Here is a 25,085-nt window from a genome sequence, read left to right on the forward strand (position 1 = left end):
TCCAGTAATGCCTGTAGTTCGTGTGGTCGCGTCAGACGGCGGCCGAAAGTGGGCTCTCGTCCTCGCGGGAAGGTGTGTTTCCCTGAGAAGTTCTGCCCTGAGAAGGTCTGCGCAGGAATACGAACCAGGTGACAGCGATGCAGACGACGTAGAAGGCGAGGAACACCCAGAACGCCATCGTCGCGGACTTGGCCGGACTGCTGTACGAGGCACGAAGGACAAGGTTGATACCCACTCCGCCGAGTCCGCCGATGGCACCGGCGAATCCGATGAGAGCGCCGGACATGCTGCGCGACCAGGCAGCCCGCTCGGTGCGGTCCACTCCGGACAGTCCCTGCGCCTTGGCTTCGAAGATCGCGGGAATCATCTTGTAGACAGAGCCGTTTCCGAGGCCCGACAGCAGGAACAGCGCAATGAATCCGAGCACGAACGCGGCCATCACCGCACCTGTCGCCGCTCCCTCGCTCGCATCGTCGACCGTCCCTGCGACGACGAGCACGCCGGCGGACGCTGCCATGGCGACAAAGGTGTAGACCGTGATCCGACCGCCGCCGATGCGGTCGGCCAGCTTGCCGCCGATAGGACGGGCGATCGACCCGAGAAGCGGCCCGATGAACGCGATCTGGGCTGCGCTCAGCGCGGCCTCGGCGGGCGTCGCGCCGCCGGCCAGGAAGTTGATCTGCAGGATCTGCCCGAAGGCGAAGCTGAAGCCGATGAACGAGCCGAAGGTGCCGACGTAGAGGAAGCTGATCACCCACGACTCGGAGAACTTCAGTGCCCGAGCCATCGAACGCAGATCCGACTTCTGGTTACCGAGGTTGTCCATGAACAGCGCGGCGCCCACGGCCGCCGCTGCGACGAAGACGAGATACACGGCGCACACGATCCACGGCGCCCGGTTTCCGATCGTGGCGATGACGAGCAGACCGATCAGCTGGATGGTCGGAACGCCGATGTTTCCGCCTCCCGCATTCAGGCCGAGGGCCCATCCCTTGAGTCGCTGCGGGTAGAACGCGTTGATGTTGGTCATCGACGACGCGAAGTTTCCGCCACCTACGCCGGCGAGCGCGGCCACCAGCATGAAGGTGGTGTAGGACGCCCCCGGGTTCATCATCAGGTAGAGCGTCCACAACGTCGGGACGAACAACACGAGTGCACTGAAGACGGTCCAGTTGTGTCCACCGAACCGTGCGGTCGCAACGGTGTACGGGATGCGCAGGATCGAGCCCACCAGAGTGGGAACGGCGACGAGAAAGAACTTGCCTGCCGCATCGATGCCGTAGACCTCGGTCGGCATGAACAGAACCATCACCGACCAGATCGACCACACCGAGAATCCGACGTGTTCGGCGATCACGGACCAGATCAGGTTTCGCTTCGCGACGTTCTTGCCGCCTGCTTCCCAGGCCTCGACGTCCTCGGCGTCCCAGTGCTCGATGTAATGCTTCACCCGGGCCTCCTCGTTGTGTGGAGACCTAAAGGTAGAAAACGGGTGTTGCGGGGGTGCTGCGGCGAATGACCGCAACGTCAATTGATCCTCACCAAGGCGAACGGCTGATCGTGAGAATCAGAGATTCGCGGGTGCTACCTGCCCTGACCTGCGGCGAGCCAGCTGTCTTCGAGCATGCGTGGCTTGCAGGCCTGCGCTCCGCCTATGACCACGATCACCACGGCGCATGTCAGGAGACCGAACGAGGCCCACCATTCACCGGTCACGTCGTGGAACACACCGAACAGCAGCGGGCCGACACACGCCACCGCGTAACCCAGCCCCTGGGTGAACCCCGAGAGCGAAGCCGACCCCATATGAGTACGGGTGCGGAGGTTGATGAGAGTGAGCGACATCGGGAAGGTGCTCGGGCCGAGACCCACGATGACGATCCACAGAATCGGCGCGCTCATCGGTGCGAGAAGCAGTCCGGCGAACCCGATCAGGTAGCAGGCAGCACAGGCGAGCACGACGGGAAACGGATTGGTCATGCGGGCACACAATGACGGTGCACCCAGCGCGGCGAGCAAACCCATGAACGAGAAGAGACCGACCATCGCGCCACCGAACGATTCACTTGCTCCGGCACTGGTGAGAATGTCGGGGATCCACGTGAACATCGAGTAGGTGATGCACGACGTCATACCGAACATCCCGGCCATCCCCCAGGCCACCGGCGACCGCCACGCCTGACCACGAACCTGGTCCGGATGGTCGGTGTGATGCTCGGCCGCCGTGCCGCGACCTTCCGCGCGCCGTGCACGCAGACGCACGACGATCCACGGCAGTGCGGCCGCGAATCCGAACACGGCCCAGACCGCGAGGGACACGCGCCATCCCGCGGCATCCGCGAGCGGCACCGCCACGAAAGCCGGTGCGATGGTGCCGATCTGGACGCCGACGATGTACACCGAACTCATCAGCGCGAGACGATCGGAGAAGTAGCGCTTGACCAACGGCGGCACCACGACGTTGCCGATGCCCATACCGCCGAGGGCGAGCGCCGACAACGCGAGCAGCGACCAGACGTCGTCCACCAGCGCGCGCAGGAGCATGCCGGTGCCTGCCATGAGCATGGCGATCAACGCTGTCCGCTCGAGCCCCAACCAGCGGGCCAGATAGGGCGTGGCGATGCCGAACAGGGCGAACATCGCCGTGGGCACCATTCCGAAGACACCGACGACGGTGGACGAGAATCCGATGTCGTCGCGGATCTGCGCAGCGAGGGGCGTGAACGACGTGACCGCCAGTCTCAGGACGAGCGCCGACATGGCGATCGCGGCGAACACGAGCAGGCGACCACGGATTAGACTCACCGATAAATCATAGGATGACAGGATGACTGATGTGAAACCAGTTCGGCGAACGAGCCTCATCTCACAGGTGACGGATCAACTTCGCGCGCGTATTCGCGACGGACAGTGGGAGGTCGGCGACCGCATCCCGACCGAGCCCGAACTGGTGGAGCAATTCGGCACCGGCCGCAATACGGTCCGCGAAGCGGTCCAGTCGCTCGTCCACGCCGGCGTCCTGGAGCGCCGACAGGGTTCGGGAACGTTCGTCGTCGCTACCTCCGAAGTCAGTTCCGCACTCGGCTCGTACTTCGCGAGTGCACACGAGCGGGATGTCCTGGAGCTCCGGCAGGCGCTGGACGTGACGGCGGCGCGCCTGGCGGCCCGTCGCCGCACCCCCGAGGACGTCGAGACTCTGAACCGCCTACTGAACGAACGGCGCGACCAATGGCCGCCGGACGACCACGAGGCAGCCGTTTCCGCGGACGTGGCACTGCACCGCGCGATCGTGGCCACGAGCCACAACGCCGTCTATCTCGAGTTCTACGACTCCTTGTTGCCGAACATCGCGCAGACGATCGACAACCACGTCACGGCAACGGGATTGGGATTCCACGACGAGCACGCGGCGCTGGTCGCGGCAGTCGTCGACGGCGACCCCGACGCTGCGACGAAGGCCGCGCGCGCCCTGTTCGAGGAACTGTTGGGATAGCTAGAGGATCAGGCGCACGACGTCGGCAGTCCGGGCGAGACCCGGGAAGGCGTCGGCCGTGGAACGAGGGTGCAGCACATGCACGGCTAGCCGGAACAACACCGCGCGCAGCAACATCTCCGACCATTCCGGGAGATCCTCCCACCGGCCGATGAGAGCCTCGTCCGCGCCGCCCCAGGAAATCGCGTCCACCACCGCGACCGCAGCGGCCCACGCTGCCGGGCGCCAATACGGCGTAATGTCGGTGATACCGGGAGCCTCGGCCCCCGAGAACAGGACCGTTCCGAAGAGGTCACCATGCACGAGTTGATCCGGAGTGTTCACCGGCTTGCGCAGAGACGCCAGTCCGGCGATCAGCTCGAGGCTCTTGCGACCGTCCGGGGACGGTGTCTCGAGCTGCTCGGCACCCTTGGCGCTCCGCAGGGGGACCTTCTCCCACGCTGCGCGGTCGGCTGCCACGAACACGTCGACCTCGGCCAGCGGCGGAACGGGATGCTGCACGAGAAATCTCGGACGCTCCAACTGGGACGTCGCCGCATGGAGCCGACCGGACATCGAGACGACCTCGTCGTGGCGAGGCTCCGGGGACCCCTCGATGAACGTGTCCGCACGCCAGCCCGACACCACGTAGCGACCATCGGTCGAACGCACCGGACGAGCGAGGCGAACTCCGTCCACTTCCAAGGTCTCACGCACCTTTGCGGACCACGCCGCTCGGGCATGATCGGCGACGGGCGACAGAACCACGTCTCCACACAGCCATCCGCCGTCCCAATCCGCCCCTAGCGGGGTGGGGTCGACTTCGCGCAGGCCGAACGTGGAGCACACATGCTGGGGAGGTTGGCCGGTGCTCACGCTCGCCAGGCTACCGCCGTGGCGCCGGCAGTCCGGTAGGCGCGCCTAGTAGACCGGCAAGCTCGGATCGACTTGATTCGCCCATGCGATCACCCCGCCCTGCAAATGCACAGCATCCGCAAATCCGGCCTTCTTCACGGTGGCGAGCACTTCGGCGGACCGGATACCGGTCTTGCAGTGCAGGACGATCCGTTTGTCCTGAGGCAACTCCGCCAGAGCTTCCCCCGACAGAATGCGATCCTTGGGAATCAGCACGGCTCCGGGAAGGTGAACGATGTCCCATTCGACCGGCTCGCGGACATCGACGAGTTCGATGGCCGCTTCGGAATCGATCAGTTCCCGCAACTCGGCCGGGGTGATCGTCGAGTCGGCGGCAGCGGCGACGCCCTCGTCGGACACCACCCCGCAGAACTCGTCGTAGTCGATCAGTTCGGTGACCGGCGTCCGGTCCGGGTCAGGGCCGAGAGTCACGGTGCGATAGGTCATGTCGAGGGCGCTGTAGATCATGAGCCGGCCCAGCAACGTCTCACCGATCCCGGTGATGAGTTTGATCGCCTCGGTCGCCATGATCGACCCGATCGACGCACAGAGGACTCCGAGCACGCCGCCCTCTGCACAGGAGGGGACCATGCCCGGTGGCGGAGCCTCCGGATACAGGTCGCGATAGTTCAGGCCGCGGCCGTCCGGGGCGTCCTCCCAGAACACCGACGCCTGACCCTCGAACCGATAGATCGAACCCCAGACATAGGGCTTGTGCGCCAGGATCGCGGCGTCGTTGACCAGATAGCGAGTGGCGAAGTTGTCGGTGCCGTCGAGGATCAGGTCGTACTCGGAGAACAGATCCACCGCGTTGTCGGTGTCCAGACGGAACTCGTGCAGCCGCACGTCGACGTGCTCGTTGATCTCGCGGATCGTGTCGCGCGCACTCTCGCCTTTCGGCCGACCCACGTCCGATCGGCCGTGGACGATCTGCCGCTGCAGGTTCGACATGTCGACCTCGTCGAACTCGACGATGCCGATCGTCCCGACACCGGCGGCCGCGAGGTACACGAGAGCCGGAGACCCCAGCCCGCCCGCGCCGATGAACAGCACCTTCGCGTTCTTGAGCCGCTTCTGTCCGACCATCCCCACGTCGGGAATGATCAGATGACGGCTGTACCTGGCGACTTCTTCGCGGGAGAGATCTGCCGCAGGCTCGCAGAGCGGGGGCAGTGAGCCGGACCCGGACCGCGTGCGCCCAGCGATGTCGACAGTCACGGAACTCTCCTCGATTCGGGACACAGGACCTCTTGGTTCAACGCCGTGCAATCGCGCATTCTTCCCGCTCCGTGCCGCGTGAGAACCGTCAGCCGCGCGGGAAGGGCCAGGGGTTGAATCGGCACGTGAGACCGTTCATCGGAACGACCCCCTCCGGATCGAGTTTCGCGATGTCGTTGTTCGAAGTTCCGAAGGTCTGCTGCATCATGACCGGCGCCAGTCCCCCGCCGACCTCGCACGGCTGGTGTTCGCGGTACCCGACCGCGTGCCCCACCTCGTGGTTTATCTGGTACTGGCGATACGACCCGATGTCGCCCTGGAACGCGATGGCCCCGCGAACCCATCGCGGCTCGTTGAGCAGCACCCGGCCGATGCCGGGGTTGTAGCACGACACCTCGAGTTGAATGTCGTAACCACACGCCTCTCGAACGGTCATCTGCGACGTGAGCGACACCCGGAAGTCCGGCTCACCCTGATCGACGCGCCGGAAGGCGAAGCGGGGGTCGTGAGTCCAACTCTTCGGATTGGACAGTGTCTGGTCGACCATCCGGCCGAACGACTCGTCGCCGCCGAAGCCCGCGGTGTCCACGCCGTCCTCGATCTCGACGGAGTACGTGAACTCCCGCTCGGTCCCCTCACCGACCTTGCCCGAGGAACCTGGAACGACGCGCCAGGTTCCTGCGCCTTCCGCGGCGAACGGTCCACCGTCGGGCAATGCGCCGGAGGCGATCGATGCGGCGAAGTTGCCGTCCGCCTCGGGCGGAACGCCGATGACCTCGGAGCCGGTCGGGTCGCTCGACAGCGCCCCGAAGCCCGGCTCGTCCGCCGCGACGGCGGGCTGATCGGATCCGGTGCTGCGGATCGCGTCGACCAGGACGAGGAGGGTCACGATCAGAAGAACGGGGATGGCATAGGCGCGCCATCCGTAGACGGAAACGAAACGACCGACCTTGCTCTGCTTCCGCGCCTGCCGCTCCGGCCGAGGGGCTCGCGAGCGAACCTCACGTCTCGTCGGATCCCACTGTGCACGCAAGGGTTGATGTGAACCGCTCCGGTCGTCGCGACGCTGGTCGGGGACCCGCGGGGCGTAACCGGAACCGTAGGCAGCACCGTCGCGCGCCGGGCGCATCTGCCGTCCTTCGTCGCCGGGCGACTGCCGATCTCCCTGCTCGTCGTTCTGGGGAGTTCGACTACGCATGCGCGGTCCTCCTCGGTCGTTCACCGACCCAGAATCTCACAGTGTCGGACCGTCTCGTCCCAGCCCACCGAACCGCCGGGTTTCGGCGTGTCCCCAACCATCCAGCAGTTACCGAGTAGTTACCGCCCACCCCCTGTGAGTGGTTGAGGAATCCCTGGACTCGCAAAGCACTCACAGGGCCGGAGACCCTTCTTCGCTAACTACCAGCCACCGCACCCCGACCGGCGTGCCATCGACGCCGGGCGCATCCGCAGTCCTTTGCACAGGTATCGTTCAGATGATCACACCACACACACGGATGTGACTCGGAATACATGACTGGATTGGACGCGCCATGACTGAACTCGCGGATCGGACGAACTCCGATCGCGATGCCACGACGACCACAACGCCTCGTCGAAGTGCTCGCCTGCCGCGGGATGCTCGTCGGCAGCAACTGCTGGCCGCAGCGAGCGAGGTGTTCGTCAGCCGCGGTTACCACGCCGCCGGCATGGACGAGATCGCCGAATGTGCAGGCGTCAGCAAGCCGGTGCTCTACCAGCACTTCCCTGGGAAGCTCGAACTCTACGTCGCCGTCCTGCAGAGTTACGTGGACATTCTGATCGCCGGCGTTCGCCAGGCCTTGCGGTCCACAACCGACAACAGGCAGCGCGTACGCGCTGCCGTTCAGGCCTTCTTCGATTTCGTCGACAACGATTCGCAGGGCTTCCGGCTCGTCTTCGAGTCGGACCTGATGGGTGAGCCCCAGGTACAGACCCGAGTCGATCAGGCGACCGAGGCGTGCGTCGACGCTGTGTTCGACCTCGTCAGTCACGATTCCGGACTCGACCCCTACCGCGCGCGCATCCTCGCCATCGGACTCGTCGGAGCCAGCCAGTTCACCGCGCGCTACTGGCTCGAGGCGGCTCGTCCCATCCCCAAGGAGGAAGCCGTGGACATCACGGTCACCCTGGCATGGGGCGGACTCTCCCGCGTTCCGTTGCAGTCCGAACAGGCCTGAAGACACAGACACACGAGAAGGCCCCCGCAGTCGTCGACTGCGGGGGCTTTCTCATTTCTGCTTGCTACGAGGAGTGCGCGAATCCGACCTTGCGAGGATCGGTCGGGCCGATCTCGACGTAGGCGATCTTCGCGGCCTGCACGAGGAACTTGCGACCCTTTTCGTCTGTCAACGCCAGGACCTCGGCCTTGCCACCCAGTGCGCCCGAAACCAGGGCTTCGACCTCGTCGGCCGTCTGCTCGCTGGCCACGACGAGCTCCCGCGGGCTGTCGATTACGCCGATCTTGACCTCCACGGTCAACCTCCGAACTCTCCGAGAAATATCAGCTGTCCAGGCCAGGCTAATGCAGCCTCCGCCCAGTGGCGCCCTCACCGCCTGTGCCGAGAGCGAACACCGCCGCGAGCCGTCGTCACACGAGGCCGAGCACGGACATCCTTTCCGCGTGCATTTCCTGCATGCGGTCGAAGAGTGCCACGACCCCGTTGAGATCGCCGGACGCGTTGATGACCAGGTCCGTCAACGCCTCGCGCTGCGCGAGGACGAACTGCGCCTGCGTGATGGCTTCCCCGAGGAGCCTGCGACCCCACAGCATCAGACGGTCCTTGTCGCGAGTGCTCGCTTCGACCGCACGTTGCACCTCGTGCACCACGAACTCCGAGTGGCCGGTCTGGGACAGAACCTCCTCCACCGTCTCGGATACCTCCGGCGGCAGAGAGTGCCCGATCTCGCGATAGAAGTCGGCGGCGATTCCATCACCGACGTAGGCCTTGACCAGCGCCTCCAACCACGTCGACGGCGTCGTCGATTCGTGATAGTCGTCGAGCGCGCGCACGAAGGGGTCCATTGCCTCGTAGATGTGGAAGCCGCGCGCGGTGAGAGCCGATTCGAGCGCCTCGAAGTGGTTCATCTCGGCCGCAGCCATGCTGGCCAAAGCAACTTTGCCCTCGAGAGTGCGCGCCATTCGCGCATCGTCTGCCAATCGGTAGAACGCCGAGATCTCGCCGTATGCGAGAACGGCGAACAGCTCTCCCACCCCCGGGTGATCAGGCGAGATCTTCGATGACGACGTTTCGGATGTATCGGCTCCCATGAGCACAGAGCGTAATGCCGTATCGGTGATGTCGGCCATGCGTGGCCCCCGTGTCGCCTGGCTACGGTTACAATGACCGTGGAAGCCGCGTATTTCGCCCTGCAGATTTTCGGGCGGACGCACATTCGGGCCGTGCATCGGTTCGGAGCGGTTCTCCGAGACAATGTGCGCGCACCTGATCGACCGTTCCCACCGCTTCGCCGAAATCTCGATTTCCGTGTTTACAGAAGTCTTCGATTTCCGTGCTGAGGCGGACGCAGGAACCGGCCGGTAGAGGACGTCGACCAGACGTCGACTGGGAAATCGGGCCGACCAGCGGCCCGGCCCTCACCTCGTGCGTGCGTGCAGCTACGAGGAAGGCAAGTCCCCTGAGCAAGATCACCGTCGACCATGAAGACGACGCAACCGAAACCACACTTTCCGCCACACTCGACGAGTCCCACCTGGGCCCGACCTTCGGCGAACTCGGCGTTCGCGACGAGATCGTCCGAGCACTCGACGAACTCGGCATCGAACGCACCTTCGCCATCCAGGAACTGACCCTCCCGCTCGCCCTCGCCGGTGACGACCTCATCGGTCAGGCGCGTACGGGTATGGGCAAGACCTTCGGCTTCGGCGTTCCCCTCCTACACCGAATCTCGACCGGCACGACGGGCACCGCAGCCCTCGACGGCACTCCCCGCGCACTCGTGATCGTTCCGACCCGTGAGCTGTGCGTGCAGGTCACGAAGGACCTCGAGAACGCCGCCAAGTACCTGAAGGGCGAGAAGGACAAGCTCGAAGTCCTCGCCATCTACGGCGGTCGCCCGTACGAGGCTCAGATCGCGACCCTGCAGAAGGGCGCCGACGTCGTCGTCGGAACCCCGGGCCGACTCCTCGACCTCGCCAAGCAGGGCCATCTGGTCCTCGGCAAGGTGGGCGTGCTCGTCCTCGACGAGGCCGACGAGATGCTCGACCTCGGGTTCCTGCCCGACATCGAACGCATCCTCGGCATGGTCCCGGACAAACGCCAGACGATGCTGTTCTCGGCCACCATGCCTGGCCCGATCATCACGCTCGCGCGCACGTTCCTCTCGCAGCCCACGCACATTCGGGCCGAGGAAGCGGAATCGTCCGCGGTGCACGAGCGGACCAGCCAGCACATCTACCGTGCACACGCTCTCGACAAGGCCGAGATGGTCGCGCGCGTCCTGCAGGCCGAGGGCCGCGGCGCCACGATGATCTTCACCCGCACGAAGCGAACCGCACAGAAGGTTGCGGACGACCTGTCGGAGCGCGGATTCGCGGTGGGTTCGGTGCACGGCGATCTCGGCCAGATCGCCCGCGAGAAGGCGCTCAAGTCGTTCCGTAACGGCAAGATCGACGTGCTGGTCGCCACCGACGTGGCAGCCCGCGGTATCGACATCGACGACGTGACTCACGTCATCAACTACCAGTGCCCCGAGGACGAGAAGACCTACGTGCACCGGATCGGTCGTACGGGCCGCGCCGGGCGCACCGGAACTGCCGTCACTCTCGTGGACTGGGACGACATTCCCCGGTGGCAGCTCATCGACAAGGCGCTCGGGCTGAACATCCCGGACCCCGCCGAGACGTACTCGAGCTCGCCCCACCTGTACGAGGAACTCTCCATCCCCACGGATGCGAAGGGTTCGATCAAGAAGAAGTCGGCCGACTCGTCCGAGGAAGGCGAGAAGACCGGCAGCTCGGAGCGGACCGAGAAGTCGGAACGCCCCGCACGCAATCGCAGCCGTCGCCGCACCCGTGGTGGCAAGCCCGCGTCGGCGACCAACGAACAGCAGGCCGCTCAGACCGCACCGAGCGATCAGCCGGCCGCATCCGCGACAGGCGAGGGCGCATCCAAGCCCCGGCGACGTCGCCGCCGCCGTCCTGCCAAGGCAGCCGGCACGGCAGCATCGGAGTAGCCGAACACCGTGCTCGCACCCGAACGGCGCACCCGCGTCGATCTGATCGTCGCGGCCGCCATCGTGGTGGTACTTGTCGTGGTTGCGGCCGTTGTGTGGTTTCGCAGTGATGCGCGTGGCACCACTTCGGTCACTGCCGAGACGCCGCCCGAGGCCGCCGAGACGGTGCTGACGGTCCCGGAGACTCTGACTCCCGCCTGGGAAGCATCGAGTGCGGCCACCCACACTCCGGTGGTCGCGGCGGACACCGTCGTGGTCACCGCCGACGGCGGCGCGGTGGTCGGACACGACCGCGCGACGGGCGACGAACTCTGGCGCTACGAACGAGACATCGATCTGTGCGGCGCGGTGGCCGCATGGGACGAGGTGGTGGCCGTGTATCGCGACGATCGCGGGTGCTCACAGGTCACCGCGCTCGCCGGGGGAACCGGCGTTCGTGAAGCACAACGCAACAGCGAAGCGGACCCCGCCGTCGCCGTCTCGGACGGCGGCACCTACGTCGTGTCCCGAGGCGATCGCCGGATGGAACTGTGGCGATCCGACCTCGTTCGGACGGTCGAATACGGACGGGTCGACGCACCGATCAACCCGAACAAGCAACCTCGGAGCGGGTGCGAGCTCCTCGATGCAGCGACGAGCAGCTCCCGTACCGCGGTGCTCGAGCGGTGCCCGGGCGAGCAGGCAGATCGGCTCACCATGCTCGACCCCGCCCCCGACGACAGCCAGGAGCCGCGGGAGTACGGGTCTTCCGTCCTTGCGGACCTCGACGTCGATACCGAGGGTGCTCGGATCCTTGCCGTGGAGGGCGAGACCGCTGCCGTCTACCTGCCCGCGGGCCCCACTTCCGGCGCTCGGATCGGTATATACGGCGGCGACGGTGAGGAGCTTTCCGTCTCCCCACTCCCTCGCCCGGTCGGTCCCGAAACGCTCACGTCCGCCACCTCGGAGGCGATCACGTGGTGGACGGGCACAGAGGTGATGAAGCTCGACCAGAAGGATCTGCATCCCCAATGGGCCTTCGTCGGCGCACTCGGTCCGGGCGCAGCCATGGGAAGCAGCTTCCTCGTCCCGGTGCCTACCGGCATCGCGGTGCTCGACGGAGCCACCGGACAACCGCAGCGCACCATCGCCGTGGACCGCGGCGACTACGAAGGCCCGATCACCACCTCGGTCGTCGGAGGTGTCGTTCTCGAGCAGCGCGGCGACACCGTGGTCGCACTGCGCTGAAGGGCTGAAAGCCTTCATTCGAAATGTGAAACATGTTCTAATCTCGTCATGTCGACCTATGCCATAACGGGCGCCGCCTCCGGAATCGGCGCCGCAACTCGCCAGCACCTCCTCGATGCGGGCCACACCGTGATCGGAGTGGATCTACGCGAAGCCGACGTCGTCGGCGACCTGTCCACCGCGGGCGGCCGCGCCGACGCCGCAGGAGCCACCACCGAACTCGCCGGCGGCCGCCTCGACGGGGTGGTGTGCTGCGCCGGGGTCGGCCCACTGGCGGGTCAATCGGGCGGCCTGTTGACGTCCGTGAACTACTTCGGCACGGTCGGGTTCATCGAAGGAGTACGGGAAGCTCTCGTCGCGGCGCAGTCCGCTTCGGTAGTCGTCCTGTCGTCGAGCAGCACGAGCACGCAACCCGGAATCCCCGAGGACCTCGTAGCCCTCTGCCGCGACGGCAACGAAGCCGAGGCCGCCCGCCTCGCCGACGAATTGACGGCGATCCCCACCTACCCCGCGTCCAAACTCGCGCTCGCGGGATGGGTGCGACACGAAGCCGTCCGCCCCGAATGGATCGGTCGCGGGGTGCGCATCAACGCCATCGCGCCCGGCATGATCGACACCCCGATGACGTCCGGCGACCATCTCGACCCCGAGCTCGCGAAGGCCCTGGATTTCTACCCGGTTCCGCTGGGACGGCGTGGGCGGCCGGAGGAGGTGGCCGCACTGGCCGAATTCCTGCTCGGGCCCGGATCGACTCTCTTGTGTGGCAGCGTGATCTTCGCCGACGGTGGCACGGACGCGCAGCTTCGCGCCGACGCCTGGCCGGCCCCCTGGCATCCGACTCAGGAAGAACTCACTCGCCACTTCCAACAGCAAACGTAGTGAGCTCGGAGCCTGCCCAGTGCTTGGCGAGATTCTCCGCCAGATCCCGGTAGGCCTGCGCGCCCTTGTTCTTTCGGCCGGACAGGACCGTCGCGCCCGACGCCGTTGCCTCCGCGAATCGCACCGTGCGCGGGATCGGCGGTGCCAGCACGGGTAGGTCGTACCGGTCGGAGACATCGGAAAGGACGTCTCGGCTGTGCGTGGTGCGGGCGTCGTACAACGTCGGGAGGGCGCCGAGCAGGACGAGGTCGGGGTTGGTGATCTGCTGGACCTCACGGACCGTGCGCAGCAACTGGCCGACACCGCGGTGCGCCAACGTCTCGCATTGCAACGGAACGAGCACCGACTGTGCGGCGGTCAGACCGTTCAACGTCAGCACACCCAACGACGGCGGGCAGTCGATGATGATCGTGTCGTACTCGTCGTGCAGCGGGGTCAGTGCGCGTTTGAGCGCGAACTCGCGACCGGGCCGCATCAACAGCATCGCCTCTGCTCCGGCAAGGTCGATCGTGGCCGGCAACAACCCCACGCCGTCCTTGGTGTCGATCACGACCTTGTCGGCCGTGACGTCGCCCGTCAGAACGTCGTGAATGGACGCCTCCAACCGGTCCGGATTGTGGCCCAGCGAGAACGTCAGGCACCCCTGCGGATCGAGGTCGACCACGAGCACCCGCTGCCCCAACGAGACGAGAGCCGCCCCCAATGATGCGACGGTGGTGGTCTTCGCGACCCCGCCCTTCTGATTCGCAACTGCAAGAATGGTTGTCACGATTCGATCCTCACTCACTTCCCCGCCGTTGGCGAGACCTTCGACCGAAAACGAACAGGTCCTTTGCGCACTCTGCCCAGTCGGTGCAACTCCCCGCTTGGTCGCTGCAATGATAGTTCGATGAGCGCTTCCGAAACGTCCGATGCCGAGGCGGTCCCCGATTCGGGGCGCATTCCCCGGATCGTGTTGCTGCGGCACGGTCAGACGGAGTGGTCCGAGCTGGGAAAACACACGGGTCGCACCGATATCCCCCTGACCGAGATCGGCGAAGTACAGGCTCGGCGTGTCGCCGCCACCATCGAGGCGCTCGACCTGCGGGCGCCGCTGGTCGTCTCGAGCCCGCGGTTGCGCGCGCATCGAACCGCCGGGCTCGCCGGCCTCCGCGTGAATCGCACTTGGGATGCGCTCGCCGAGTGGGACTACGGGCGATACGAAGGGCTCACCACCCCCGAGATTCGCGAATCCGTTCCCGACTGGACGGTGTGGACTCACCCGTGCCCCGGCGGCGAGACGGCCGAGCACATTCACGCTCGATGCGATCTCGTGCTGTCGGTCGCCCAATCCCAGCTCGCGGAACACGACGTCATCCTCGTCGGGCACGGCCATTTCTCGCGTGCTCTCGTTTCCAGGTGGATCGAACTTCCGGTCTCCGAGGGCCGTAGATTTGCACTGTCACCCGCAGGACTGTCGATCCTCGGATTCGAGCACGGCGCCCGCCAAGTGATCAGCCACAACGTTGTCAGCCAGGAGGGCCTCTCATGATTCGACGTGCCGAGCAGGGCGATGTCACCGACATCACCGAGCTGATCTACCTTCTCGCCGAGCATCAGCGCGCGAAGGACGAGTGCACCGTCACCGACACGCAGATCAGCGAGGCGCTGTTCGGTGACGATCCGGCCGCATTCGCCCACGTGGCCGTCAACGACGACGACGCAGTGGTCGGTATCGCAGTCTGGTTCCTCAACTTCTCGACGTGGGACGGCAGCCACGGAATCTATCTGGAAGATCTCTACGTCCGTCCGTCGGAGCGCGGCGGCGGACACGGAAAGGCTCTGCTCGCGGCCCTCGCAAAAGAATGCGTCGACAACGGGTACACCCGGCTGGCCTGGTCCGTAGCCAACTGGAACACGCCGTCGATCGAGTTCTACGAGTCACTGAACGCGAAGCCGCAGAACGAGTGGACCACCTACCGGCTCACCGGACAGCCACTGGAAACGCTCGCGGCCGAGACCGAATGATCCGCTCAGGTCTCGTCGGTCGCTTCCGTCGCTTCGGGTTCCTGCCCGTACTGCGCTTCCATCCACCGCGAGGTGGGCCCACTGAACAGGCATCCGAGCGCGCCCACCACCACGACGGCGAGCAGGACCCCGAACACCGGCTGATGAGAGTCGGTCAGCAAGGCCCACGCGACCGGCAGAAGCAGTAGCTGAGCGACGATCGCGATCGCGCGCCCCCAACGCCTGCCCAGGAACAGTGCGATTCCTCCGGCAAGCACTCCTCCGCCGAGGATGGCGAACCACGCCGCAGTGCCGTAACCACTTGCGATCGTCTGGTCGTGCCCCAGCAGGCCACGAACGACGAGGACGACGGCTACGCCGACCGCGACGGCACCTTCGAGCGCTACGAGTCCACCGGCCCAGCGAACGGTGGTGGGCGTGGAGTTTCGTACAGGCGGTGTCGACACCCGGCCAGCCTAGAACACCACCGAGAAGCGACTCGTCCGGCACGTAGCCTCCGGGCCGCTAGGGTGATGTTCCGTGCGAGCACTGCTGATCGTCAATCCGAACGCAACATCGACGACCCCCGCCGGGCGCGATCTGCTCGCCCATGCACTGTCGAGTCGCGTTCGACTCACCGTCGCTCACACCACGCACCGGGGACATGCCGCGGAGCTGGCCGAACAGGCCTGTGACGACGGGGTGGGGCTCATCATCGTGCACGGCGGTGACGGGACCGTGAACGAGGTCGTCAACGGCTTGCTCGGCCCGCCCAACCCCGACACCGTGCGGGCGATGCGGGTCGGGCCCATTCCGCCGATCGCCGTCGTGCCGGGTGGCTCCGCGAACGTATTCGCGCGGTCGCTGGGGATCGCACCGGACCCGGTGGACGCCACCAACCAGCTCATCGACCTCTTGTCGTTCCGGCGCAAACGCACCATCGGCCTCGCCCACTGCGACAACCGATGGTTCACGTTCAATGCCGGCCTCGGCTGGGATGCTCAGGTGTGCGAAGCCGTCGACGCTCACCGAACCGACGGCAAGCCCGCAAGCCCCGCCCAGTACGTCCGATCCGCAATCCATGCCTTCTTCCGCATCAAGGGCGCGGAACCCACGCTCACGGTCGAGATCCCGGACCAGGAGCCTGTCGAGGGCGTGCACTACTGCTTCGTCTCCAACTCGAGTCCGTGGACGTATCTGAACAAGCGCCAGGTGCACACGAATCCCGGGACGTCGTACGACAGCGGGCTCGGCGTTTTCGCGATGCGGACGACATCCGCGCTCGCGACGCTGCGTGTCGTACGTCAACTCCTCGTACGGGGCGCGAAGCCCGCGGCCACGAAGCTGTTTCGGACCGACGATGTGCCGCGAGTTCGCATCACCGCATCGACGCCGATCGGACTTCAGATGGACGGCGATTACATCGGCCTGAGAAGTACGGCGGAATTCGTCTCCGTGCCGCAGGTTCTGGACGTGGTGGCTCCGCCGCGTCCGTAGAATGGGGCGGAACGGGCCTGGTCAGACAACCCCCGAACTCTATACCGGAACGTCCGACAAAGGCAAACCTAAGTGAGTGAGTTCCCCCACGGTGCGGGCGTTTTCTATTGACATCAGCCCAGTTCGTGAAAGCATTCACAAGCAACAGTGCGGAAACACCGAGTACGCACAGGTGAACTCAGAACAAACGCAACGGTGCATATTCGCACCCAGTTAAGGAGCAGAAGGATGGACTGGCGCCACAACGCAATCTGTCGTGACGAAGACCCCGAGTTGTTCTTTCCCGTAGGCAACAGCGGTCCGGCTCTCGCTCAAATCGCGGATGCCAAGGTTGTATGCAACCGCTGCCCTGTGACCGCCGATTGCCTCGCATGGGCACTCGAGTCGGGCCAGGATGCCGGCGTATGGGGCGGCATGAGCGAAGACGAGCGTCGCGCACTCAAGCGTCGCAATGCTCGCACGCGCGCTCGCACCACCGTCTGAAACCAGGCGTAACAAAGCTACACAGCATCAAGCTACCAAGAGGACGGCCCGGCACCACATGGTGCCGGGCCTTTTGCATGTCCGAAAGTCAGGACCGGCGACCTTTCAGGGCCTCCGACGTTCACCGGTCGCTCCTCGGCGCCCGAGCGGCACTCGCAGCGTCGCGTCCGTGCCGCCGTCCGGGCCGGCGCGCAGACTCAGTGAGCCGTCGAGTTCGGCAGCGACCAGAGTGCGAACGATCTGCAGACCCAGCCGATCCGACGTTTCGAGATCGAAGCCGTCCGGCAGCCCGTTCCCGTCGTCGTGGACGACGATGTCCAACCACCTCGCCGATCGCTGCGCCCGGATCGTGACGTTGCCAGGCTCGCCGGAATCGAAGGCATGCTCGATCGCGTTCTGAACGAGTTCGGTCATCACCATCACCATCGGAGTTGCCCGTTCGGCGGTGAAGACTCCAAGACTCCCTTCCCGACCGATGGTGACCGGCGTACCGACGATGGCGACGTCGGACAGCATCGGCACCAGACGGTCCACGACCTCGTCCAGGTCCACTTCCTCGTCCACCGACATCGACAGCGTGTCGTGCACGAGCGCGATGGACGTCACCCGTCGCACCGACTCGGTGAGTGCCTGTTGCGCTTCCTCGTTCCGGGTACGCCGCGCCTGCAGCCTCAAGAGCGCAGCGACCGTCTGCAGGTTGTTCTTCACGCGGTGGTGGATCTCGCGGATCGTGGCGTCCTTGCTGAGCAGCGCACGGTCCCGGCGTTTGACCTCGGTGACATCACGCACCACGACGGCCGCACCCACTCGCGTCCCGCCGGGCTTGAGCACCAGCGCGCGCAGCAGCACCGTCGCGCCCTTGGCCTCGATCTCCATCCTGCGGCCGGGCTTGTCCTCGATGGTGTCGCGAATGTACGACGCAGCTTCCCGTGATTCGAACGGATCGGTGACGAGGGCGCGCGTGGTGGCTGCCAGGTTCTGCCCGATCAGGTCCGAGTTGAGACCCATGCGGTGGTATGCGGACAGCGCGTTCGGACTCGCGAAAACCACGTCGCCCTCGGTGTCGAGACGGATGAACCCGTCGCCTGCGCGAGGGCTCGAGTTGGTGTCGGCGCGCGCCTCCCTGATGGGAAACGTCCCGTCCGTGATCATCTGGCACAGATCGTCCGCGCAGTCGAGGTAGGCGACTTCGAGGGGGCTCTGCGCACGTTCACGGTTCGAGTTGGTGTCCCGGCTGAGCACGGCGATGACGTCCCCGGCCCAGCGAACCGGCACCGCTTCCCTACGCGGCCGCATGCGAGTGCGGTCGACGTTCCCGGACGGCGACGGATCCTCCGCGTCGTCGGCCATCCGGACGATTCGTCCGTCGGCCAAGGCACGACGGACCTGGGGGTGCTCGGATTCCGACACGACCGCACCGACCATGTCCTCGGGAAAGGCGGTGGAGGCTGTGGTCGGCCTGCAGTGCGCCACACAGATGACCGAACCGGCCTCGACGCCACCTACACCCGAATCCGTACCGACCCACAGCAGGACATCGGCGAAGGACAGATCTGCGAGGAGTTGCCACTCACCCACCACCCGTTGGAGATGGTCCACCGCCGAACCCGGTAGGTCTGTGTGTTCGGCAAGCAGGTCACTGAGTGTGGACACGGTTCGGACTCACGAGATGACGGCGATCAGGTCGCCCTGTTTGATGACGTCACCCACCTGAACGTCCACGGACGTGACCGTTCCGTCCTCTTCTGCGATGACGGGGATCTCCATCTTCATGGATTCGAGAATGACGAGGGTGTCGCCCTCCTTCACGCTGTCGCCAGCGTTGACGACCACCTGATAGACCGTGGAGACCATCTCGGCGCGTACGTCTTCTGCCATCGTGAATCCTCATTCCCGAATCCGACAAACCCAGTTGCAATCACAGCCAACCACACGTGAAAGACTGGAGCGAAACAGAAGGGAGCCTTTCATGGGTAAGCGTGGTCGCAAGAAGCGCAGTCGCAAGGGCAATGCCGCCAATCACGGCAAGCGTCCCAACAGCTGAGGCGCATGAACTGACACAGGGCCGGGAAGCATTTGCTTCCCGGCCCTGCTCGTTGTTTCGCTGCGCTACCGCTCGTCCGGCCCGATGTCCGTCACGACGATCGTCCGCCTGATCTCCATGCTCAGCCGCTGGCGCAGGCTTTCCGGCGCGTGCTCGCCGCCGCACTTGCGGCTCACGAGACTCTTCACGCGCTCTTCGATGCCGTACGCCTCGAGGCACGATCCGCAATCGTCGATATGCCGCTGCAACCGGACCCGCGAGGCCTCGTCACATTCGTTGTCGAGCATCAGCCATACGTCGGCGATCACTGCCGAGCAATCGAGCCTCTCAAATTCGTCCTGCTCGCTCACCGCGAAACCTCCTGCTCCGGGGACGCCGTGCCGCCACGGTTGAATCCGCGTTCACGGGCGACGTCGGCCAGCAATCCGCGAAGCTGCTTGCGCCCGCGATGCAGTCGCGACATGACCGTACCGATGGGCGTGCCCATGATCTCTGCGATCTCCTTGTACGGGAATCCCTCGACATCGGCGTAGTACACCGCCATCCGAAATTCCTCGGGCAACGACTGCAGAGCTTCCTTGATGTCGTCGTCGGGAAGCGCGTCCAACGCTTCGACCTCGGCCGAGCGCAGCCCCGTCGACGTGTGCTCCGCGGACGCGGCGAGCTGCCAGTCCGTGATCTCGTCCGTGGGGTACTGCGCTGGTTGGCGCTGTTTCTTGCGGTACGAGTTGATGTAGGTGTTGGTCAGAATGCGGTACAGCCACGCCTTGAGGTTCGTGCCTGCCCGGAAGGAGCGGAAAGCCGAGTAGGCCTTCACGTACGTTTCCTGCACGAGGTCTTCCGCATCCGACGGATTGCGGGTCATCCGGAGCGCCGCACCGTAGAGCTGATCCAACAGCGGCAAGGCGTCCCGCTCGAAACGAGCGATCAACTCGTCCTGAGTCTCGGTCGCTCGCGTCTGTGGACCATCCATTTCCTGCACGCTGATCCCTTCGGTCGCCGTGGGCGTCAACGTTACCGCCAACTGCAAACGCGGCTCACGCGTCATCACCGAGGACCTCACGTTCACGAGCGCTCCTTACTCTTGTTCTCGTACTGCCCACTCTTCTGTCAGTAGTGCACTGGATGTTGCAACGCAGATTTCGACCCATCTGTTCCCCGGCCGACCACAGGAGTTACGCATGGCAGGCACCGCCACCCCCGCGACCACGGTCCTTCGGAAATCCGGCATCGAGCACGTCGTGCACTCGTACGAGCACGACCCGAATGCGGATTCCTACGGCACCGAGGCCGTCGATGCATTGAGCGCTGCTCTCGGCATCTCACCTCTTCAGGTGTTCAAGACCCTCGTCGTCGAGCTCGACACCGGAACGCTCGCAGTTGCGGTGATCCCGGTCGGTCGTTCGCTGTCCCTCAAGGCCGCAGCTCACACGCTCGGCGCACGTAAGGCCGCCATGGCCGATCCGCGAAAGGTGGAGCGCTCGACCGGGTACGTCCTCGGTGGCGTGTCCCCGCTCGGGCAGCGCACTCCCCTACGTACGGTCGTCGACGATTCCGTGCTCGAACTGGATCGAATGCTGTGCAGCGCGGGGCGCCGCGGGCTGGAGATCGAGCTCGCCCCTACCGACCTGGTCACCCTGACCAGTGCAACGATCGGATCGATCACAGCGGAGTAGTCGGATCGATCACAGCAGGGTGATCTGCTCGCCCGCTCGATCGTCGGGGACGGGGTCGATCAGTTCTCGGCCGTCGTTCTTCACGGAGTTGACCTGGGTGGACACCCGTCGCACTTCGATGTCCGCATACGCATCGAGGGCCGGTTCCAGCAGTTCCGGGGCCGCGATGTGCTCGGGGTCCAACCACGCATCCCAGCGGTCCGCGGGCAGGACGAGTGGCATCCGATCGTGCACCTCGGTCAGATGCGCGGCCGAATCGACCGTGACGACGCTGCAACTGAGAAGCGGGGGCGACTCGTCCGAGCCGGCAGCCTCGGGGTCGTGCCATACCGACCAGAGGCCGGCGACGAACAACCGAGAGTGATTCTGTGGGGTCATGAAGTACGGGATCTTGACGGCCTTCTGTCCACGCGGGCCGGGCTCTGTCCTCGCGCCGAGAAGTCGGTCGGCAACGCCGGTCTGCCACTCGAACCATCCGTCCATCGGCACCAGGCAGCGCTTGTGCTTCGCCGCGGTCCGGAACGCAGGCTTCTCGGTGAGCGACTCGGCCCGAGCGTTGATCAGTACCGGCCCCTTGCCGAGCTGCTTGGTCCACGGCGGCACCAAACCCCAGCGCATGCCGCGGATGCGCCGGGAACCGCGCCGATCGACCACTGCGCAGACTCGGTCGGTCGGGGCGACGTTGTACTTGGGCACCGGCCGCGACGTCTCGTCCAGATCGGACACCTCGTCCACCGCATCCAACTCGGCCGCCAACGTCGCCGGATTGGCCGTTGTCGCATATCTCCCGCACATACCACCAGGATGGCACGCATATGCGACAGTTCTGCCGCATGAGGGAAGATGGATGCGTGACCCTGAGCCTGTGGAAAGCCCCCCGCGCACATTCGCCCGTCAACTCGACCGTCACCCTTCCCGGATCCAAGTCGATCACCAATCGTGCGCTCGTGCTCGCAGCGCTCGCCGACGGACCGTCGACGATCACCGGAGCGCTGCGCAGCCGTGACACCGATTTGATGATCGACGCACTTCGCGCACTCGGTGTCGTCGTGATGGGTGACGGCACCACCCTCGACGTCGTACCCGGCGAACTCCACGGCGCCACCGTCGACTGCGGGCTGGCCGGAACGGTGATGCGATTCGTCCCGCCGCTCGCAGCGCTCGCATCCGGGGACGTCTCCTTCGATGGGGACGAGCAGGCCAGGACCCGACCACTGGACACTATTCTCGACGCTCTCCGGGGCGTGGGAGCCGACATCGACGGCAACTCCCTGCCGTTCACCGTGCACGGAAGTGGCCGCGTACAGGGCGGCGAAGTCACGATCGACGCCTCGGGTTCGTCCCAGTTCGTTTCCGGATTGCTGCTGTCGGCCGCCGCTTTCGACGACGGGGTCACCGTTCACCACGACGGCAAGGCCGTGCCGTCCATGCCGCACATCGACATGACGATCGACATGCTGCGCGAGTCGGGTGTCGTGGTGAGTACTCCCCAGGACGGCGCAGGAGCCGACACCTGGCGCGTTGCGCCGGGCCCGATTCGTGCCGTGAATCGGGCGATAGAGCCGGACCTCTCGAACGCCACGCCATTCCTCGCCGCTGCCGCCGTGACCGGCGGACGTATCCGCATTCCGCACTGGCCGAGCAAGACGACTCAGCCCGGAGACGCCATCCGCGAGATTCTCGAACGGATGGGCGCCGACGTCGCCCTGTCCGACTCCGTGCTCACCGTCGAGGGCCCACGGGCGCTGCGCGGAATCGACTTCGATCTCCACGATGTGGGCGAGCTGACGCCGACCGTGGCCGCCCTCGCGGCGCTCGCCGACAGTCCTTCCCATCTGCGCGGTATCGCCCACCTTCGCGGTCACGAAACCGACCGCCTCGCGGCGTTGTCCTCGGAGATCGAAGCACTCGGTGGAACCGCAGAGGAGACCGACGACGGACTCGTGATCACCCCCGCCGAACTGCACGGCGGGGTGTGGCGGTCGTTCGCCGACCACCGGATGGCCACGGCAGGCGCCATCATCGGCCTTCGAGTCGACGGGGTGGAAGTCGAGGACATCGGCACGACGGCCAAGACACTCCCCGGGTTCGAGACGCTGTGGGCGAACATGCTTCCCGAATCCACCGGGCCCGCACGGAAGGCGAGCAGCTGAGCCGCCGACGGTACGACGAATCCGACGTCCGGGTCCGACCGGGCAAAGGTACTCGTCCCCGAACCAAGACCAGGCCGGAGCACCTGAGTGCGGAGTCGGCGATGGTCGTGTCCGTGGACCGGGGGCGCTGGGGATGCGTACTCGACGGTGACCCTGATCGGCCGGTAGTCACCATGCGAGCCCGCGAATTGGGCCGCACGCCCATCGTCGTGGGTGATCGGGTGGACGTCGTGGGTGACCTGTCGGGCAAGCCCGACACATTGGCACGCATCGTCCGCGTCGCGGAACGCAGCACCGTTCTGCGGCGCACCGCGGACGACACCGATCCCTACGAACGGATCGTCGTCGCGAATGCCCGACAGCTTCTGATCGTGGTGGCCCTTGCCGACCCGCCACCACGCACGGGCTTCGTGGAACGCGCTCTGGTGGCCGCCTACGTCGGCGGTCTACGGCCGATCCTGTGCCTCACCAAGAGCGACCTGGAATCGCCGGAAGAGTTCACTGCGGCATTCGCCGATCTGGACGTCCCCGTCATCGTGGCCGGCCGCGAAGATCCGGTCGACGAGGTCGAGAACATGCTCGCCGGCGAACTGACGGCCCTGATCGGCCACTCCGGCGTCGGGAAGTCGACGTTGGTGAATCGCCTTGTCCCGGAGGCCGATCGGGCGGTCGGTGTGGTGTCCGGGGTAGGCAAGGGCAGACACACGTCGACACAGTCGGTTGCACTGCACCTCCCCACCGCGGGCTGGGTCATCGACACGCCGGGCATTCGCTCGTTCGGGCTCGCCCATATCTCCCCGGAGGACGTCGTGGCGGCATTCTCGGATCTATCCGAGGCCGTGCAGGACTGTCCGCGCGGGTGCACACACCTGGGCCCCCCGGCCGACCCGGAATGCGCACTGGACGAACTCGAAGGCAAATCTGCCCGACGTGTCGGTGCCGTCCGCCATCTGCTCGAAGCGATCAGCGCGAACGAAACCTGGTAGAGCTCAGCGACCGACCAGGGCGCGAACGCTTCGACGCTTCCGCGACTGCTTGATCGCTGTACGCAATCCACTGCGCTTTCCGGTCTGCGGATCGACGAGCGCTGTGGTGTTCCCGCCGAACCGGCGTTCGGAGGCGGTTTCCGGCGCATCGTCCGCCGTCGCCTTCAGGTACTTGTTCGGAAGCGACAGCTTCGCGATGGTGCGCCACGACTTGCCGTACTGAACCAGGAACGGCCCCGTGGTGTACGGCAGGTCGTACTTGTCGCACAGCTCACGAACCCGAACCGCGATATCCGCGTACCGGTTGCTGGGCAGATCGGGGAACAAGTGGTGCTCGATCTGGTAGCTGAGGTTTCCGGACATGAAGTCCATCGCCTTGCTGCCGGTGATGTTCGCGCTGCCCAGCATTTGGCGCAGGTACCACTCGGCCTGTGTTTCGCCCTCGATGTCGGCCTTGGTGAACTTCTCCGCACCGTCCGGAAAATGCCCGCAGAAGATGATCGCGTTGGTCCACACGTTGCGTATGACGTTGGCCAGCATGTTCGCGGTCAAGGTGCTGCGCCAGGCCGGGCCGGTCACTGCCGGGTGCACGACGTAGTCCTTGAGGACCTGCTTGCCGATCTTCTCGCCCACCTCACGAAGCTTCTGCTGCGTGACTTCCTTGGGGATCCGGCCCTGCGCCACCTTGCCGAGCTCGAGGTGCTGCGCGGCGACGCCGTACTGGAACATGACGGCGAGCAGTGCGTTGAAGGCGATATTGCCCGCATTGAACGGCTTCCACCGCTGGTCCCGGGTGACACGCAAGAGCCCGTATCCGACGTCGTCGTCCATGCCGAGGACGTTCGTGTATTTGTGGTGCAGGTAATTGTGGGTCTGCTTCCAGTGCGCAGAAGGCCCGGTGTTGTCCCACTCCCAGGACGTCGAGTGGACCTCCGGATCGTTCATCCAGTCCCACTGCCCGTGCATCACGTTGTGCCCGAGTTCCATGTTCTCGATGATCTTGGCCATTCCGAGCAAGCCCGCGCCTGCCCACCAGGCGGGTCGCCGGCGGCTGGCGAAGAGCACCGCACGACCGCTCACCTCGAGGGTGCGCTGAAGACGAATGGTGTTCCGCAGATACCGTGCGTCGCGCTCCCCACGTGATTCCTCGATGTCGCGGCGAATCGCATCGAGCTCACGACCGAGCGCTTCGACGTCGGCCTCAGTGAGATGCGCGTATTCCTTGACGTCGGCAATGGCCATGGGGATCTACCTCCCGGATGATCGATGGTTCACACCTGAATGCGTGTGGTCCCTACCGTACCGTAAGTTACGGTCCCGTAGGTTACGCGAGCG

28 protein-coding genes are annotated in these 25,085 nt (G+C 65.5%); 13 read left to right on the forward strand and 15 right to left on the reverse strand.

Annotation, left to right across the window (positions count from 1 at the left end; translation table 11 throughout):
- Positions 1-31: 31 nt before the first annotated feature.
- Both ACZI8R_RS15690 and ACZI8R_RS15695 read right to left on the reverse strand, forming a co-directional pair.
- Positions 32-1,450 carry an MFS transporter gene (locus ACZI8R_RS15690; protein WP_463380568.1) on the reverse strand — a complete coding sequence of 473 codons (1,419 nt, stop codon included), beginning with the start codon at positions 1,448-1,450 and terminating at the stop codon, positions 32-34.
- Between the two features lie 134 nt (positions 1,451-1,584).
- Complete coding sequence (locus ACZI8R_RS15695; protein ID WP_463380648.1) at positions 1,585-2,760, reverse strand: MFS transporter; 1,176 nt, start codon at positions 2,758-2,760, stop codon at positions 1,585-1,587.
- A 67-nt stretch (positions 2,761-2,827) separates the two neighbouring features.
- On the opposite strand from ACZI8R_RS15695, the gene ACZI8R_RS15700 reads away from it, so the two are divergent.
- Positions 2,828-3,493, forward strand: coding sequence for a FadR/GntR family transcriptional regulator (locus ACZI8R_RS15700; protein ID WP_463380569.1), 666 nt, complete (start codon positions 2,828-2,830; stop codon positions 3,491-3,493).
- Here the strand turns inward: ACZI8R_RS15700 and ACZI8R_RS15705 are convergent, their stop codons facing one another.
- The 3 genes from ACZI8R_RS15705 to ACZI8R_RS15715 form a co-directional block, all read right to left on the reverse strand.
- On the reverse strand, positions 3,494-4,348 hold the full coding sequence (locus ACZI8R_RS15705) for a TIGR02569 family protein (RefSeq protein ID WP_463380570.1): 855 nt from the start codon (positions 4,346-4,348) through the stop codon (positions 3,494-3,496).
- Between the two features lie 45 nt (positions 4,349-4,393).
- Positions 4,394-5,605 carry an adenylyltransferase/sulfurtransferase MoeZ gene (gene moeZ / locus ACZI8R_RS15710; RefSeq protein ID WP_463380571.1) on the reverse strand — a complete coding sequence of 404 codons (1,212 nt, stop codon included), beginning with the start codon at positions 5,603-5,605 and terminating at the stop codon, positions 4,394-4,396.
- Positions 5,606-5,693: 88 nt separating this feature from the next.
- A complete protein-coding gene (locus ACZI8R_RS15715; RefSeq protein ID WP_463380649.1) occupies positions 5,694-6,734 on the reverse strand; it encodes a DUF3152 domain-containing protein in 1,041 nt (346 codons plus the stop codon).
- Between the two features lie 403 nt (positions 6,735-7,137).
- Here ACZI8R_RS15715 and ACZI8R_RS15720 point away from each other — a divergent pair, with 403 nt between their 5' ends.
- Complete coding sequence (locus tag ACZI8R_RS15720) at positions 7,138-7,803, forward strand: HTH-type transcriptional activator FasR (RefSeq protein ID WP_463380572.1); 666 nt, start codon at positions 7,138-7,140, stop codon at positions 7,801-7,803.
- A gap of 64 nt (positions 7,804-7,867) precedes the next feature.
- Here ACZI8R_RS15720 and ACZI8R_RS15725 read toward each other — a convergent pair whose 3' ends face one another.
- Both ACZI8R_RS15725 and ACZI8R_RS15730 read right to left on the reverse strand, forming a co-directional pair.
- Positions 7,868-8,098: a DUF3107 domain-containing protein gene (locus tag ACZI8R_RS15725; protein WP_463380573.1), complete on the reverse strand. Its 231-nt coding sequence runs from the start codon at positions 8,096-8,098 to the stop codon at positions 7,868-7,870.
- Positions 8,099-8,213: 115 nt separating this feature from the next.
- Positions 8,214-8,894: a ferritin-like fold-containing protein gene (locus ACZI8R_RS15730; protein ID WP_463380574.1), complete on the reverse strand. Its 681-nt coding sequence runs from the start codon at positions 8,892-8,894 to the stop codon at positions 8,214-8,216.
- Positions 8,895-9,232: 338 nt separating this feature from the next.
- Between ACZI8R_RS15730 and ACZI8R_RS15735 the strand changes: the two genes are divergently transcribed.
- From ACZI8R_RS15735 to ACZI8R_RS15745, 3 genes are read left to right on the forward strand one after another with little or no spacing between them, the layout of a single operon-like run.
- Positions 9,233-10,819 (forward strand): DEAD/DEAH box helicase, encoded by a 1,587-nt coding sequence (locus tag ACZI8R_RS15735; RefSeq protein ID WP_463380575.1) that lies wholly within the window; start codon positions 9,233-9,235, stop codon positions 10,817-10,819.
- 9 nt (positions 10,820-10,828) lie between these two features.
- Positions 10,829-12,046, forward strand: a complete 1,218-nt coding sequence (locus ACZI8R_RS15740; protein WP_463380576.1) for an Rv3212 family protein — start codon at positions 10,829-10,831, stop codon at positions 12,044-12,046.
- Positions 12,047-12,094: 48 nt separating this feature from the next.
- The gene (locus ACZI8R_RS15745; protein WP_463380577.1) at positions 12,095-12,925 is read left to right on the forward strand and encodes an SDR family oxidoreductase; all 831 of its coding nucleotides are present in this window, start codon (positions 12,095-12,097) and stop codon (positions 12,923-12,925) included.
- On the opposite strand, the gene ACZI8R_RS15750 is transcribed toward ACZI8R_RS15745, so the two are convergent.
- Positions 12,897-13,694 carry a ParA family protein gene (locus ACZI8R_RS15750; protein WP_463380578.1) on the reverse strand — a complete coding sequence of 266 codons (798 nt, stop codon included), beginning with the start codon at positions 13,692-13,694 and terminating at the stop codon, positions 12,897-12,899. The two genes, ACZI8R_RS15745 and ACZI8R_RS15750, sit on opposite strands and share 29 nt — an antisense overlap.
- A gap of 120 nt (positions 13,695-13,814) precedes the next feature.
- On the opposite strand from ACZI8R_RS15750, the gene ACZI8R_RS15755 reads away from it, so the two are divergent.
- Positions 13,815-14,456, forward strand: a complete 642-nt coding sequence (locus ACZI8R_RS15755) for an acid phosphatase (protein ID WP_463380579.1) — start codon at positions 13,815-13,817, stop codon at positions 14,454-14,456.
- A complete protein-coding gene (locus tag ACZI8R_RS15760; protein ID WP_463380580.1) occupies positions 14,453-14,932 on the forward strand; it encodes a GNAT family N-acetyltransferase in 480 nt (159 codons plus the stop codon). The genes ACZI8R_RS15755 and ACZI8R_RS15760 overlap by 4 nt, the downstream gene beginning before the upstream one ends.
- Positions 14,933-14,937: 5 nt before the next feature.
- On the opposite strand, the gene ACZI8R_RS15765 is transcribed toward ACZI8R_RS15760, so the two are convergent.
- A complete protein-coding gene (locus tag ACZI8R_RS15765; protein WP_463380581.1) occupies positions 14,938-15,378 on the reverse strand; it encodes a hypothetical protein in 441 nt (146 codons plus the stop codon).
- 73 nt (positions 15,379-15,451) lie between these two features.
- Here ACZI8R_RS15765 and ACZI8R_RS15770 point away from each other — a divergent pair, with 73 nt between their 5' ends.
- Both ACZI8R_RS15770 and ACZI8R_RS15775 read left to right on the forward strand, forming a co-directional pair.
- Positions 15,452-16,408 carry a diacylglycerol/lipid kinase family protein gene (locus tag ACZI8R_RS15770; RefSeq protein ID WP_463380582.1) on the forward strand — a complete coding sequence of 319 codons (957 nt, stop codon included), beginning with the start codon at positions 15,452-15,454 and terminating at the stop codon, positions 16,406-16,408.
- Between the two features lie 228 nt (positions 16,409-16,636).
- Positions 16,637-16,891, forward strand: coding sequence for a WhiB family transcriptional regulator (locus tag ACZI8R_RS15775; RefSeq protein ID WP_378573355.1), 255 nt, complete (start codon positions 16,637-16,639; stop codon positions 16,889-16,891).
- 105 nt (positions 16,892-16,996) lie between these two features.
- Here ACZI8R_RS15775 and ACZI8R_RS15780 read toward each other — a convergent pair whose 3' ends face one another.
- On the reverse strand, positions 16,997-18,544 hold the full coding sequence (locus tag ACZI8R_RS15780; RefSeq protein ID WP_463380583.1) for a sensor histidine kinase: 1,548 nt from the start codon (positions 18,542-18,544) through the stop codon (positions 16,997-16,999).
- 9 nt (positions 18,545-18,553) lie between these two features.
- On the reverse strand, positions 18,554-18,769 hold the full coding sequence (locus ACZI8R_RS15785; RefSeq protein ID WP_463380584.1) for a biotin/lipoyl-binding carrier protein: 216 nt from the start codon (positions 18,767-18,769) through the stop codon (positions 18,554-18,556).
- Positions 18,770-18,860: 91 nt separating this feature from the next.
- Between ACZI8R_RS15785 and ACZI8R_RS15790 the strand changes: the two genes are divergently transcribed.
- The gene (locus ACZI8R_RS15790; protein ID WP_110293457.1) at positions 18,861-18,935 is read left to right on the forward strand and encodes a 50S ribosomal protein bL37; all 75 of its coding nucleotides are present in this window, start codon (positions 18,861-18,863) and stop codon (positions 18,933-18,935) included.
- 65 nt (positions 18,936-19,000) lie between these two features.
- On the opposite strand, the gene rsrA is transcribed toward ACZI8R_RS15790, so the two are convergent.
- Entirely contained in the window at positions 19,001-19,285 is a 285-nt protein-coding gene (gene rsrA, locus ACZI8R_RS15795; protein ID WP_463380585.1) for a mycothiol system anti-sigma-R factor, read from the reverse strand.
- Positions 19,282-19,908, reverse strand: coding sequence for a sigma-70 family RNA polymerase sigma factor (locus tag ACZI8R_RS15800; protein ID WP_463380650.1), 627 nt, complete (start codon positions 19,906-19,908; stop codon positions 19,282-19,284). The genes rsrA and ACZI8R_RS15800 overlap by 4 nt, the downstream gene beginning before the upstream one ends.
- A gap of 208 nt (positions 19,909-20,116) precedes the next feature.
- On the opposite strand from ACZI8R_RS15800, the gene ybaK reads away from it, so the two are divergent.
- Positions 20,117-20,611: a Cys-tRNA(Pro) deacylase gene (ybaK, locus tag ACZI8R_RS15805; protein WP_463380586.1), complete on the forward strand. Its 495-nt coding sequence runs from the start codon at positions 20,117-20,119 to the stop codon at positions 20,609-20,611.
- A gap of 9 nt (positions 20,612-20,620) precedes the next feature.
- Here the strand turns inward: ybaK and ACZI8R_RS15810 are convergent, their stop codons facing one another.
- Positions 20,621-21,406 (reverse strand): SOS response-associated peptidase, encoded by a 786-nt coding sequence (locus ACZI8R_RS15810; RefSeq protein WP_463380587.1) that lies wholly within the window; start codon positions 21,404-21,406, stop codon positions 20,621-20,623.
- Positions 21,407-21,444: 38 nt separating this feature from the next.
- Here ACZI8R_RS15810 and aroA point away from each other — a divergent pair, with 38 nt between their 5' ends.
- The gene (aroA, locus tag ACZI8R_RS15815) at positions 21,445-22,764 is read left to right on the forward strand and encodes a 3-phosphoshikimate 1-carboxyvinyltransferase (protein ID WP_463380588.1); all 1,320 of its coding nucleotides are present in this window, start codon (positions 21,445-21,447) and stop codon (positions 22,762-22,764) included.
- The gene (gene rsgA, locus ACZI8R_RS15820; protein WP_463380651.1) at positions 22,761-23,750 is read left to right on the forward strand and encodes a ribosome small subunit-dependent GTPase A; all 990 of its coding nucleotides are present in this window, start codon (positions 22,761-22,763) and stop codon (positions 23,748-23,750) included. Before aroA ends, rsgA begins: the two co-directional genes overlap by 4 nt.
- A 3-nt stretch (positions 23,751-23,753) precedes the next feature.
- Here rsgA and ACZI8R_RS15825 read toward each other — a convergent pair whose 3' ends face one another.
- Entirely contained in the window at positions 23,754-24,992 is a 1,239-nt protein-coding gene (locus tag ACZI8R_RS15825) for a fatty acid desaturase family protein (RefSeq protein ID WP_463380589.1), read from the reverse strand.
- Between the last annotated feature and the right edge of the window lie 93 nt (positions 24,993-25,085).

Source organism: Rhodococcus huquni (assembly GCF_055231055.1).